Origin of the sequence: Ferdinandcohnia salidurans (assembly GCF_042680725.1) — a bacterium.
Lineage (GTDB): Bacteria > Bacillota > Bacilli > Bacillales > Bacillaceae_L > Ferdinandcohnia > Ferdinandcohnia salidurans.
The window spans coordinates 17,096-30,352 of sequence record NZ_JBHUEK010000015.1; the positions used below are offsets into that span (position 1 = coordinate 17,096).

The following is a 13,257-nucleotide window of genomic DNA, read 5'->3' on the forward strand; positions in this document are numbered from 1 at the left end:
AAGATAGACACAAAAGTAGGCGCATGATTCATTCATGCGCCTACACTGTTTTTGATCACTTATTTTACTTCGGCTTCAGATTCCTTAATGTCTTTGTTTTGATGCCACATTTTAATATGAGTTAGTATAGTAAATGCAAAGAAGAAATTCATTGCCAGCACGCTAACGAGTAGATGTAAATCTCCAAAGTAAATACCAGTATACCCTTTTAATTTAATCACAATAAAGCCTTCAAATAGTAATAAAAAGAAACTTAAAAAAGCGGCAATCCCTGTCCGAATCATCATTAGCTCCCCCTTATGTATGCTAAAATCTATTTTTATTTTTCAGTAATTGTGGATAATTTGTGAACTTACTTAAAATTATACACTACTCTGTAATAATACGTAAGATGAAAGCGCTAAAAATTATTTAGCGAACATTTTTTTCAGTTAAGATGTTGCAAGCAAAGTTAGTAATGAATATTCCATAAAAGGAAAATATAGGTTGCCTTCGTTAAGGGTGTATACTATAATCAAAAATACGTCTTTTACATATTGTATCGGAAAACTTTGTTCTTTGAGCTTACTAACCATGGATTATCAGCTAATTCATGGTTTTTTCTTCTTGATAATTGGAGGTGGTTTGATGATGGAGGAGAAACATCAAGACTTCGATGAGGAAACAGAACGGTTGGATTTTACGAAAAAGTACATGGATATTGTCATTCAGGCATCAGAGTCAACCGAGGAGAATTTTCGTGAAAATTTAAAGGGAGCTTTAGATGGTGTTGATTTCAAAGATAGTAGTTTGAGCTATCTTAATATGCTAACGAATTCAACCTTACTAAGAAGAACGCATGAAGAGGTGCGAAATCTGAAGAGAAACCGCAACAAGCCTTACTTCGCGAGAATTAATTTTAATCGGGAAGAAACGGGGAAAGAGGAGATTCTCTACTTCGGGAAGGTCTCTCTCTTTGATAAGGAAACCCAGCAGCCCATTATTGTGGATTGGCGTTCACCTGTTGCTAACCTCTATTATGACGGCCGCCTCGGGGATGTCTCATATGAGGCAGAGGGAGAGGAGTTTAAAGGGTACTTGGCTTTAAAGCGCCAGTTTATCATTGAGGATGGGGAACTTGCGGAAATTCGAGATGTTGATTTAACAACTACCGATGAGCTTCTGCAAAAGTCTTTGTCCGAAAGTGCAAGTAACCGCTTAACTGATATTGTCTCAACTATTCAGGAGGAGCAAAACAGTATCATTCGTGCGGATTTGAACAAACCAATCATTGTTCAAGGAGCCGCAGGAAGTGGGAAAACAACCATTGCCCTACACCGCATCTCTTATTTTATTTACACCTATGCAGAGTATTTTTCTCCTGACCAGCTGATGATTCTGGCACCGAACCGCCTTTTTATCGATTATATTTCTGAGGTTCTTCCAGAATTAGGTGTTGATCACATCCAGCAGACGACGTTTGTTGATTTTGTGAAAAAATGCCTTGGAAAACCGATTAAGCTCACAAAAGCAGATGAGAAGCTACTCGGATTCATCCATGATGAATATAACAATCCCGGAATGATTAAATGGATCTCAGCATTTAAAGGTTCCCTTGAGTACCGAGATATGCTGGAGCATTATGTGGAGGATATATTAAGTTCCTTACTGCCAAAAGAGGATTTCTTTGTCTCAAAGTTTCGTCTATACAAGGCGAGAGATATTCATCATTTAATGACCTATGAATATCGCTATCTTCCATATTATAAGAGGATTGAAAAAGTAAAAAAGGTGCTTCAAAACACAGTCCGGTTGGAAAAGAAAAAAATGCTTCATAAAGTGACAAAGTTTTATGATGATAAGCTGGATAACGTATTATTCAAAACGCAAATCGACCCGGAAAAGCGCCGTCGTTATGTGACAAAAGCGCTGGATAAAAAGGCGGAGCTTATTGAAGAAATCACAAAGCAATCCCGCACGGCAGTTAATACCTATATTAAAAAGCTTCCACATCACGATGTATTCTACTATTTTCAAAGGTTTGTGACTGAATTATTTCCTAGCTACGCGTCAGGGATTCTGACCGATGAGCAAATACAATTCTTTATGGACTATCAAAAACAACTAAAGAAATCATATGAGCTTGAGGATTTAGCTGGACTTTTATATTTGAAGGCAAAGCTTTATGGGGTGAAAAAGGAGCTGAAGGCCCGTAATGTTGTCATTGATGAGGCGCAGGATTATAGCTATTTTCAGCTAGCTGCCTTAAAAACAGCACTTGAAACTGACATGTTTACAATTGTAGGGGATCTAGCCCAAGGAATTCACTCTTACCGAGGCATTAACAATTGGGCAACAGTTAGGGATAACATCTTTCCAAGGGCAACCTATAAGACCCTACAAAAAAGCTACCGGACCACCATTGAGATTATGAATGCAGCAAACCAATTACTTGAGCTCCTGCACCTAAATCTACCAATGGTTGAGCCAGTTGTCCGCCACGGTGAAAAGCCTGTTTTTCATCAAATTAGTGGGTCTGAGAAAGAAACCGTTCTCGCCATAACTGAGGTAATTAACACTCTTTATAATGAAAATATGAAAACAGTCGCGATTATCAGCAAGACCAATAAAGAGTGCCAAAAACTAGCGAAAGCCTTCAAAAAATATAGTGATCTTCCTGTGCAGCTTTTAAAAGAAAATGAGGAAATTAATAAGCAAGAGGTCGTCATTGTCAGCTCGAATCTGTCAAAAGGCTTGGAATTTGACGCGGTGCTGGTCTATTCGAACGAGGAAGTATTCAATAATAATGAAATAGACATCAAGCTTCTTTACGTATCCATGACCCGTCCATTGCACCGGCTTCACTTTTTCGGATCCGACCTTACCAATTTTTTGCTGGATAAAGTGGATGAGGAATTATATCAAATAGAATAAAGAACCAGGGGGACGGTTCCCCTGGTTCCCGTGGATGTAATTTAATAATAGTGTCCATTGAGGACCAATAGAACCGTCCCTATGGTTCATTGAATTTGACGCGGTGCTGGTCTATTCGAACGAGGAAGTATCCGATAATAATGAAATAGACATCAAGCTTCTCTACGTATCCATGACCCGTCCATTGCACCGTCTTCACTTTTTCGGAACGGATCTTACGAATTTTTTGCTGAATAAAGTGGATGAGGAATTATATCAAATAGAAGATAAAAAGGAGCCTTGGCAACTAGGCTCCAAGCCAATGCCCCCCTTCATTAGAAGAGGGGCATTACATTAGCTACAACAAGATTGCTGATTATCACAGCATTCGGCTACATCTTGCATTTTTTCATCCTTAACTTCTTCGATCGTAATGGAGCAGCAGTCTTCTTTGGAAAAACTTCTAAATTTGTTCATAAAACCTTTAAACATAATAATCTCCTCCTAATGGATTAATATTTATATCAATCTTTTATAAGATTAATACCTTAAATAAAGTAGAACAAAGTACCAGACAAAGTAGACATTGTAAAAACAGAGAGTAAAAAGGCAACAACTAATCGTTTATGAAAAATGGAATTTAATAAAGCAACTTCTGGTAAACTGGCACCTGTTGAACTGATCATAATTGCCATCACAGGACCTAGAGCCATTCCTTTTGCAACCATAATTTGAGCGATTGGAATCATGGTGGATAGCCTTATATAGAGGGGAATCCCAATAATCGCTGCCACAGGTATTAACCACCATTCATTTCCACCAAAATACGTAGTTATAAAACCAGTTGGAACTGCACCGTGAATGATAGAGCCGATTAAAGCGCCAACAATGAGATAGGGGTAGACAGTTTTCATAAGGGATAACGTCACTGCCCAAGCCTTTTTCATATTGAATTTTGTGACTCCTTCGTTTAAGCCTTTGACGATAACTTTTTTAACAGCACTTTCGAATCCAAGTGCTTCAAGCGTAAATCCGATAATAATCGAAAAAACAGTCGTAAGAACTGTATATAAGACAGCGACTTTCCAACCTAAGAGTGCACCCATTAAAGTAAGTATTGTTGGATCAAGAACAGGCGATGCGAATAGGAACACCATTACAAAACCGAATCTCATCTTTTTCTGAAGCATTCCAACCACAATAGGGATGGTCGAACAGGAACAAAATGGTGTTATGAATGCTAATAAGATAGCGACAGTTGCTCCGACCACTTTATTAGAATGAACTAAATACTTCTCAAGTTTCTCGTATGGAATTAATCCTTGAAGCATGCTTATGACTAAAGAGATGAGAAAAAATAGCACGGTTAATTCAAGAGCAATTGATAAAAAGTCAAAAAATACGTCTTTCCACATTGTATTCACTCCTTTATATTTGCAAAATGCAAGTATTGTTTCAAATAGTATCCTCCTATTTAGGAGGACAACAATAGCTTTCTGATTTCTTCATTGCATCATTTAATAATTTTACAGATCTTATCACTGACTCTCGTTCATATTCGCTTAGGTGAGATAGGATTTGACTTAGATAATGATTCATTTCTTGATCGATATTAATCTCCATTGTTTCACCTTTTTCTGTAAGGGAAAGAATGTTGACTCTGTTATCATTTGGATGAGGCGTTTTCTTAACGATTTCTCTGTCTACTAGTGTTTTTATTTGTCGGCTAAAAGTTGTTATATCAATACCTAAAGCTCCAGCAACTTCTTGCATGGAAGGATCATTCTGTCTTTTTATTTCGTATAAAATATGACTTTGTAAAAGGCTAATTTCTTCTCCACAGCAGTTTTCACAGCACTGTTCATTTAGGAAACCAAATCGTCTTACAACCATTTGAAATAAGCTTCTCAAGTTATTATTTTCCATTATTTTCACCTCTGATTTATTTATACAATAAATATTTGCGATTTGCAACTATTTTTATTATCATTTTGCAACTATTTTGAGAACCAGGGGGACGGTTCCCCTGGTTCCCGTGGACGTATTTAATAATAGTATCCATTGAGGACCAATAGAACCGTCCCTATGGTTCATATGAAAAAACGCAAAACACCTGATATGGTGCTTTGCGTTTTTTAAATTAAAATACTTTTGTTGTCCAAGATTCAACATTCCATACGTCTGTCACAACGTCGTGATAAAATTCAGGTTCGTGGCAAATGAGGAGCATGCTTCCTTTATATTCTTTAAGGGCACGCTTTAGTTCATCTTTTGCGTCAACATCTAAATGGTTTGTCGGCTCGTCAAGTAGAAGGATGTTTGTATCTCTATTAATTAATTTACAGAGACGGACTTTTGCTTTTTCCCCACCACTTAATACTTCAACTTTGCTCTCGATATGCTTTGTCGTCAAGCCACATTTTGCAAGTGCTGCACGAACTTCATACTGGTTGAAGGAAGGGAATTCACTCCAAATTTCTTCAATACAAGTATTATAGTTAGCTTCTTTAATTTCTTGTTCGAAATAGCCGATTTCTTGGTTCTCACCTAGCTCAACTGATCCAGATAGCGGCTTGTTCATACCGAGGATGCTTCGTAATAGAGTTGTTTTTCCGATTCCATTCGCTCCAACCAACGCAATCTTTTGACCTCTTTCCATGCGAAGATTAAGCGGTTTTGAAAGTGGATCATCATACCCAATCACAAGGTCCTTCGTTTCAAAAATTAGCTTACTTGACGTTTTACCTGTTCTAAAATTGAATTCTGGCTTCGGCTTTTCCTTCGCAAGCTCAATGACTTCCATTTTATCAAGCTTCTTTTGGCGAGACATTGCCATATTTCGTGTGGAAACACGGGCCTTGTTTCGAGCAACAAAGTCTTTAAGCTCAGAAATCTCTTGCTGCTGCTTTTTATAAGCTGACTCAAGCTGTTGTTTTTTCACTTCATAGACTTTCTGGAAGTTATCATAATCCCCAACATAGCGATTAAGTTCTTGATTTTCCATATGATAAATGAGGTTGATTACACTATTTAAAAATGGAATATCATGCGAAATCAGGATAAACGCATTTTCATATTCTTGAAGATAACGTCTAAGCCAGATAATGTGTTGCTCATCCAAATAGTTGGTAGGCTCATCGAGTAACAGAATGTCTGGTTTTTCAAGTAAAAGCTTTGCAAGCAATACCTTTGTACGCTGACCACCACTTAAATCTTGAACATCACGCTCAAGACCGATATCCTCTAAACCCAGTCCACGGGCAATTTCGTCTACCTTCGCATCGATAATATAGAAGTCATTGTTTGTAAGAGTATCCTGGATGGTTCCAACGTCCTCAAGCATTTTTTCAAGTTCATCAGGAGTTGCGTCACCCATTTTTCCATATATTTCATTCATTTCTGCTTCCATATCAAATAGATATTTGAAAGCATTATTTAATACATCGCGGATGGTCATTCCTTTTTCAAGCACCGTATGCTGGTCAAGGTATCCAACGCGAACATTTTTTGACCATTCAATTTTCCCTGCATCAGGCTCAATCTTGCCAGTGATGATATTCATAAATGTTGATTTACCTTCACCATTTGCTCCAATCAACCCGATGTGTTCACCTTTTAAAAGACGAAATGAAACATCATTAAAGATTGCACGATCACCAAAACCATGGCTCACATTTGAAACTGTTAATATACTCATCTATTTACACCTTTTTCATAAGTTCTAGTAGGGACCAGGGGGACGGTTCTCCTGGTTACTTATTTTCAAAAAAAATAAAATCAATAGGGACCAGTAGAACCGTCCCTATGGTTTCTGGTTTCTAAACACATTATTACAATTATAAACGAGGAATTAAGTGGTTGGAAAGGGTACTTTATTAGAAGTGCAGTAAAAATTTTCTTTTCGTTAAATAATTTTTGGACTTGTCTCATATCTATTTAGTACTGAAAAAAAATAAATAAGGGGCTACAGGATGAATACATTCTTTAAAGGAACATTGTTACTGATTATCGCAGCATTTATTGGTGAATGTGTGGAGTTCTTAATCAATCTCGTTCTGGCAAAAGAGCTCGGCGGGCACGGAATGGGATTATATATGACCATTTTGCCTTCTATCTTTTTAGTTGTCATTTTGGCAAGTCTGGAGCTGCCTATTTCCATTTCCAAATTTATTGCCGAAAAAGAGGACAGGTATCACAAGAGTATGCTAAAGCATGCCACCGTTTTAACAACTGTATTTACAGCAATTATTATTTCGCTCGCATTTGTGATTCTACCGGTTATCCCTGTATTCGATGATTATCATCCATTTGTTAGATGGCTGGTCATCTTGTTTATTCCCATCGTCTCGTTTCTATCAATTGCCAGGGGGTATTTTATGGGAATACAATCGATGGGGCGAATTGCATTTGCGAACTTCCTACGTAAAGCAGTCCAGTTAATCTTATTAGTGTTTATTTATCAATTACTTGAATTTGAGATTCATACTTCAATCCTTATCGCCTTATGTACACTTGTTGCAAGTGATTTAATCGTATTTGGTTATTTAGGATATGAATATCTCATTCACTATCGCAGATTAGGCCATCGTCCGACATCATCATTAAGTGGAAAAGCTGTACGCAAAAACCTGCTAGCGGTTTCCTTGCCGACAACTGGGATGCGAATTTTTCATGCAATCTCACATGCGGTTCAACCATTTTTAATTAAAGCAGCACTTCTAAAAGCAGGCATGCCTGCAGCAGTCGCAACGGAGCATTTTGGTTTGATGACTGGAGTCGCATTAACAATAGGCTTTTTCCCAGCTTTTATCGCTCATTCATTGCTAATCGTGTTAATTCCAACTGTATCAGAAGCCTACTCAAAGAGAGATATGTCGATGCTGCAAAACCTTCTCAAACAGGTAATGAGAATGACCTTCCTATACGGGGTTCCAGCCTGTGTGATTTTTTACTATTTCGCAGAACCACTTACACATATATTCTTTGAATCATCTTCAGCCACTGTGTATTTGCAAATGTTGTGGCCATATTTCTTATTCCATTTCTTCTTAATCCCGATGCAAGCCTATTTAATCGGGTTAGGGTTGGTAAAGGATGCATTCATCCATAATGTTTGGTCAACTGTCGTATCATTTGGGATTATGTTTGCCTTAGGATCCCTTCAAACTTTGCAAATGGAGGGAATTATCATTGGTATGAATATGGGCGCTGTTTTACTAGCACTTCTGCATTACGTAACAATCTGTAGGAAAATTGGTGTCTCCATATTTTCAATCAAGTTTCTACACACGGCATCATAGGTCATTTTGTTTGTCTTTATAGTAACTTCGTGATACAATGAGCAAGATTAATGTCTAGCAGTCATTAGTCTCAATATTTGCAACTAATAATACGTATTTTTAAAAATATTAAAATATTAAAATTCATTTTTCGAAAAGATTGGTAAATGGTAGAATACGAATAAGTCTAACCATGGCCTAACTTCTATTTTGTGTAGAAGTTAGGCCATTTTTTATTGCGTTTTAGGAGGATTATGGATCGCATGTCAAGGAGTTACATTACAAAACAGGAAGAATTAACACAAATCAGCAGCTATGTGAGCAAACAAATAAAATCAAAATTTGGAAAAGGTCCAGAAACTTGCTTTACGTCGATTTCGGAACAATACATTGTGGTTCACATTAAAAAGTTTATGACAAAAATTGAATATGAACTCGTTGAAAAAGAGGATATTGAAACCGCCGAGAGAATCCGAAAAAGTATAATGGTAGATCTTTATGACCCTATTCAGGAAACGTTAGAGGAGCTATTGTGTGTAAGGATCACCCAATTGTATCAAGACTGGAACTTTCAAAAAAACACGGGTGTGCTTCTGGCGGAAGTGGTTCAGGAAGAGAGGACACCAAACCAAAATTCGCTTGAATTTATGTTACTACGAAACGAGATTAGCAGACAAAGCGAATTTTATCAATATCAGCCAAAAGAGCTTGATTTAACGAAAATTGGTTCAACGGTTTATATCATTAGATGTGCAGGCTATTTACTCCCTATCGAAAGGTTGTTACTTGAAAAAGGGATGCACATTCTCTCTGAAAGAGAAAATAGAGTTCGACATAATTACATTGCAAATATAAAGAGATTCAACAAAATTACAAACAAAGAAATAGATGATATCTTTATGATTTGGAATTACGACAAAGATGTTAGCTATAAAGTTTTTTACTGTAAGTGATAATTTCCTAATAATTCCTACCAAAAAAGGCAAACTATACGTGTGTATGGAAAAGAGAGGGAAACGATGCTACAATAATATAGGCTAATGAATATAAAGTCATTGGTTATTGTAGTGAATTCCCTAAAGGTGGGAGTCACATGGATTTACAGGAAAGATTAAAATACATAAGTAGTTACACAAGCAAACTTCTCCGAAATAAATTTGGACGGGGACCTGAGTCCTGTTTTGCGGTTACTGCCGACCACTTCTTAGTTCTGCAAATTCGTGGCTTTATCTCTCCAATGGAAGAGGTTCTTTTACAGGAGAATCAGCGTATTCAAGTGGACCATGCAAGAGATGTTGTAATCAAAAGTATAGTAGCAGAATTAAAAGGTGTATTTCAGGTAACCCTTGAAACGGAAGTAAAGACATTTTTTCATGATTGGAACTTTCCGAATAACACAGGCGTCATTATTGCAGAATTGGAAAATACGTTAATGCCAATGAAAAAGAGTGAGGAAATTAATTTTCCACTTCTTGAATATGAAGTTGCAAGGATCAGCGAACTCGTCGAAAAGACACCTGAGGAAACATCTAGTTTCCAAATTTCCCCGAAAGTTTTTATCGTGAAGCGTGAAGGAATATTGGTTCCTATTGAAAAGGCGTTAATCGAGGAAGGCTTTAAAAGAGAGCTCCATATTGCAAAGGACGATCTTGAAAAAAAATATCTGCACCGCTATGGAAAGTTTGATCAAGTATTTCAGCGAGCGGTTACCGATATCTTTGTTGACTGGAACTTTAAAAATGATAACAGCTTAATTTGTTTTATTTTATAATAAATATGGTAAATGCGAGGATGTCTTATTTGGACAAGCCTTCGTCATGGCCTAACTTCTATTATGAGGTTAGGTCTTTTTTCTTTTTTTTAGAAAAAATAGAGAAAAGGTTGGGGAGAAATGGGAAAGAGAAGATGGAAGGCATTAAATTTTTCGATATTTCTGTGTAGTTTGATTTTAATTTTGGGCCAAATCTTTTATGTAGGGCCCATGAATCGAATAGAGATGTATCTGTTACTAATCGTATTAATAGCATCATTATTTTCTATTTATGAATCACGAAAAAACCGGGAGTACCGCTTTTTGGTCGAAAATGCTCCACATGCGATTATCCTGATGCGCCAAGAGAAAATTTTCTATATAAACGACACGGGGAGATTTCTGATCGGGGTTTCGGATGATAAATCGGTCATTGGCCATTCATTGACCGATTTTGTTCAATACGACTCCAAAAAGACAACAAGAAAAATAGAAAGAGGCCATAAGTTTAAAAAAATAACCGAAGGGATGATTGACCATCCGGTATTAGGCGAGATCTTTGTTGAGTTAAAAGTAATGCCAATTACCTACCAAGGGGATAGTTGTCAATATATTGTCGTCCGGGACATTACGGAAGTAAAAAAGAGCCAAGAGCTTATTCAACAAACCGATAAACTTTCGATGATTGGTGAAATGGCAGCGGGGATTGCCCACGAGATTCGAAATCCGCTTACAAGCTTAAAGGGGTTTGCTCAACTTTTGCAAGATGAAAAAGCGACAAAAATGATTAACGGTTACTCCGAAATCATGGTATCCGAAATAGACCGGATTAACACCATTGTTGATGAAATGCTTTTACTCGCAAAGCCGAAAAAACTGGAGCTTAAGAAACAAAGGATCACAACGATCTTGAATGAAGTGGTGTTTCTATTAGATACACAGGCAATTCTACACAATATCCGAATCAAAACAGCCTATGATGATGAAATAAAAAATGTGTTCATCAATTGTGAGGAAAATAAACTGAAGCAAGTCTTCATTAATATTATGAAAAATAGTATCGAGGCCATCGATGATGGAGGAATCATCGATATTACGTTATATCCAAAAGGGAACGATGCGATTCTTCGCTTTGCTGACGACGGATGTGGAATCCCAAAGGACAAGCTCGAGAAAATCGGCAAGGCGTTTTTTACAACGAAAGAAACAGGCACCGGCCTGGGCTTAATGATCTGCCAAACGATTATCCAAGAACACGGCGGCCAACTCACAATCGATAGCGAAGAAAACAAAGGCACCACCATCGAAATTTCATTACCGCTAATAGCTGAAGGTCTTCATCTGGGATGAAGACCTTTTTGCATGGGGTTTGTTGGAAGGGGGGGATGAAAGCTCGAACAATCGCTGAGGCTAGGCGCAAAGTCCTTCATGGGGTTGATGAAGTCCCGCTCACCGCTGTAGCTCGCGCGTAAAGTCCTTCATCCCAACGATAAGCTTGTTAAGTTTGCTCTTTATAAAAGTTAAGGTCTTCATCACCCGATGAAGACCTTAACACAAGACACATCATGAACTTAGTCTTCCGAATCAGATGGCTTCACAACTTTTAATCCACTACCACCATCTAGACTGTTCTCCGCGATATACTTTAACACCGATAGCTTATTATTCCAGAATTGATCGAAGTAGGAAAGCCAATCGTGCAGCTCGGATAACGATTCAGGCTGAAGGCGATACCGTTTTTCTCTACCAACTTTTTTGCCGCTCACTAAATTGGCCTCAGCAAGAATGTGAAGATGCTTTGCCACGGCTGTCCGACTCATCGAAAAGTGACTAGTAATTTCTGAAATAGGGAGTTCCTTATTTGAAAGTAAACGGAGCACCTCTCTACGTGTTGGATCAGCAATCGCTTGAAATACATCATATCTTCCGGCCGACTCTGCCACTAATTAGTCGCCACCTGACGCAGTTTTTGTACGATACCTGCCCAACCGCCATTCATTGTTTCGCGGACCTCTGAAGCTTTGCGATTTGCTTTACCAATGATTTCTTCAGAATCTTTCCAACCTCCATGTATAAGGGTGAACTCTGTTTTTCCATCGATATCTTTTAAAAGAAACTCCACAACCCAGCCATCCGTGTCCCAGGAAAAAGTAAGAAGATGTGGCGCCTCTACTTTTAAAACTTTACATGGAGAGGGACCAAATGGAGATTGGATATGAAATTCATGGCCTTCCTCTGCTACTAAATCATTTGGCATGAACCAAGTTCCGATTCCTTCCCCGTTCGATACAAGGTCCCATACCCTTTCAATAGGTGCTTCAATTAAAACAGTTTGTTTTATATCAGGTGTTTTTGCCATAATAAAATCTCCTTTTCGATTGTAAATAAAACCATTTGGTTCTGTATTTTGATTATATGAAACCAAATGGTGTTATGTCAATAGAATTTCATATGTAGTATGAACATCAATGATGTGGATAATTCTGGTGGTTTTGCATGTAAGATTTCATACCCAATATATTGAATGTGACAAAAAATAGGAGTATGCTAGAATATGTAATTTAAATTATGCTATTTTACCATATTAATTGAGGGGGAATTACCCTATGGATATGCTAACGATTCTTGGACTAGCTATCTCTTCTGGAGCGACAATTGCTCTATTAAAAATCATCGCTATTGATATTATTTTATCTGGAGACAATGCTGTTGTAATTGCGATGGCTACTAGAAATCTTCCAAAAGATCAACAAAACAAAGCCATCTTTTGGGGAACAGCAGGAGCGGTTATTTTACGTATTATATTTGCAGCCATCATTGTTTACTTGCTGAAAATTCCTTATGTGAATGTGATTGGCGGAGTCTTACTCCTTTTCATCGCCTACAAGGTATTAGTCGAAGAAGAAGGAGAAGCACATGTGAAGTCTACATCTGGCATAATGTCAGCTATTGGTACAATTATCATGGCAGATGCTGTCATGAGTCTTGATAATGTAGTTGCGGTTGCAGGTGCTGCTGACGGTCATATTGGTATGATTGCACTAGGTGTTTTCATAAGTATTCCAATTATGATCTTCGGTTCTAAGTTCATCGTAAAAGCAATGGACAAATATGCTTGGATTTCATACGTCGGTGCCGGTATTCTTGCATGGACAGCGGGGGAAATGGTAATGAAGGACAAGGGATTTACTAATTTCCTTCACATCGAACATGGTCCAGTTTCATACCTAATCGCAGCAGTATTAACAGTTCTTATATTAGGACTTGGATACATGAAAAATAAAAAAAATGCTGCCAAAAAAGAATTTCAAAAAACTACTTCTAAAACAGCATAAT

13 protein-coding genes are annotated in these 13,257 nt (G+C 37.6%); 6 read left to right on the forward strand and 7 right to left on the reverse strand.

What is annotated here, in order from left to right:
• Nucleotides 1-59 precede the first annotated feature (59 nt).
• A complete protein-coding gene (locus tag ACFSFW_RS10085; protein ID WP_388037664.1) occupies nt 60-287 on the reverse strand; it encodes a hypothetical protein in 228 nt (75 codons plus the stop codon).
• A gap of 340 nt (nt 288-627) precedes the next feature.
• Here ACFSFW_RS10085 and helD point away from each other — a divergent pair, with 340 nt between their 5' ends.
• Nucleotides 628-2,913: an RNA polymerase recycling motor HelD gene (gene helD, locus ACFSFW_RS10090; protein ID WP_388037666.1), complete on the forward strand. Its 2,286-nt coding sequence runs from the start codon at nt 628-630 to the stop codon at nt 2,911-2,913.
• Nucleotides 2,914-3,246: 333 nt separating this feature from the next.
• On the opposite strand, the gene ACFSFW_RS10095 is transcribed toward helD, so the two are convergent.
• The 4 genes from ACFSFW_RS10095 to ACFSFW_RS10110 form a co-directional block, all read right to left on the reverse strand.
• Nucleotides 3,247-3,384 carry a hypothetical protein gene (locus ACFSFW_RS10095; protein ID WP_388037669.1) on the reverse strand — a complete coding sequence of 46 codons (138 nt, stop codon included), beginning with the start codon at nt 3,382-3,384 and terminating at the stop codon, nt 3,247-3,249.
• Nucleotides 3,385-3,440: 56 nt separating this feature from the next.
• Nucleotides 3,441-4,307 (reverse strand): permease, encoded by an 867-nt coding sequence (locus tag ACFSFW_RS10100; protein ID WP_388037672.1) that lies wholly within the window; start codon nt 4,305-4,307, stop codon nt 3,441-3,443.
• Nucleotides 4,308-4,362: 55 nt separating this feature from the next.
• The gene (locus ACFSFW_RS10105) at nt 4,363-4,818 is read right to left on the reverse strand and encodes a MarR family winged helix-turn-helix transcriptional regulator (protein WP_304215170.1); all 456 of its coding nucleotides are present in this window, start codon (nt 4,816-4,818) and stop codon (nt 4,363-4,365) included.
• A gap of 214 nt (nt 4,819-5,032) precedes the next feature.
• A complete protein-coding gene (locus ACFSFW_RS10110) occupies nt 5,033-6,589 on the reverse strand; it encodes an ABC-F family ATP-binding cassette domain-containing protein (RefSeq protein ID WP_388037676.1) in 1,557 nt (518 codons plus the stop codon).
• A 274-nt stretch (nt 6,590-6,863) separates the two neighbouring features.
• Here ACFSFW_RS10110 and ACFSFW_RS10115 point away from each other — a divergent pair, with 274 nt between their 5' ends.
• The 4 genes from ACFSFW_RS10115 (at nt 6,864) to ACFSFW_RS10130 (ending at nt 11,271) form a co-directional block, all read left to right on the forward strand.
• Nucleotides 6,864-8,192, forward strand: a complete 1,329-nt coding sequence (locus ACFSFW_RS10115) for a polysaccharide biosynthesis protein (protein WP_388037679.1) — start codon at nt 6,864-6,866, stop codon at nt 8,190-8,192.
• Between the two features lie 242 nt (nt 8,193-8,434).
• Entirely contained in the window at nt 8,435-9,124 is a 690-nt protein-coding gene (locus tag ACFSFW_RS10120) for a Na-translocating system protein MpsC family protein (protein WP_388037681.1), read from the forward strand.
• Nucleotides 9,125-9,264: 140 nt separating this feature from the next.
• Nucleotides 9,265-9,942, forward strand: coding sequence for a Na-translocating system protein MpsC family protein (locus ACFSFW_RS10125; protein ID WP_388037684.1), 678 nt, complete (start codon nt 9,265-9,267; stop codon nt 9,940-9,942).
• A 225-nt stretch (nt 9,943-10,167) separates the two neighbouring features.
• Nucleotides 10,168-11,271, forward strand: a complete 1,104-nt coding sequence (locus ACFSFW_RS10130) for an ATP-binding protein (RefSeq protein WP_388037788.1) — start codon at nt 10,168-10,170, stop codon at nt 11,269-11,271.
• A gap of 221 nt (nt 11,272-11,492) precedes the next feature.
• On the opposite strand, the gene ACFSFW_RS10135 is transcribed toward ACFSFW_RS10130, so the two are convergent.
• Nucleotides 11,493-11,864 carry an ArsR/SmtB family transcription factor gene (locus tag ACFSFW_RS10135; RefSeq protein ID WP_388037687.1) on the reverse strand — a complete coding sequence of 124 codons (372 nt, stop codon included), beginning with the start codon at nt 11,862-11,864 and terminating at the stop codon, nt 11,493-11,495.
• Entirely contained in the window at nt 11,864-12,280 is a 417-nt protein-coding gene (locus tag ACFSFW_RS10140) for an SRPBCC family protein (protein ID WP_388037690.1), read from the reverse strand. Before ACFSFW_RS10140 ends, ACFSFW_RS10135 begins: the two co-directional genes overlap by 1 nt.
• A gap of 247 nt (nt 12,281-12,527) precedes the next feature.
• Here ACFSFW_RS10140 and ACFSFW_RS10145 point away from each other — a divergent pair, with 247 nt between their 5' ends.
• Nucleotides 12,528-13,256 (forward strand): TerC family protein, encoded by a 729-nt coding sequence (locus ACFSFW_RS10145; protein WP_388037692.1) that lies wholly within the window; start codon nt 12,528-12,530, stop codon nt 13,254-13,256.
• The last annotated feature ends 1 nt before the right edge of the window (nt 13,257 follow it).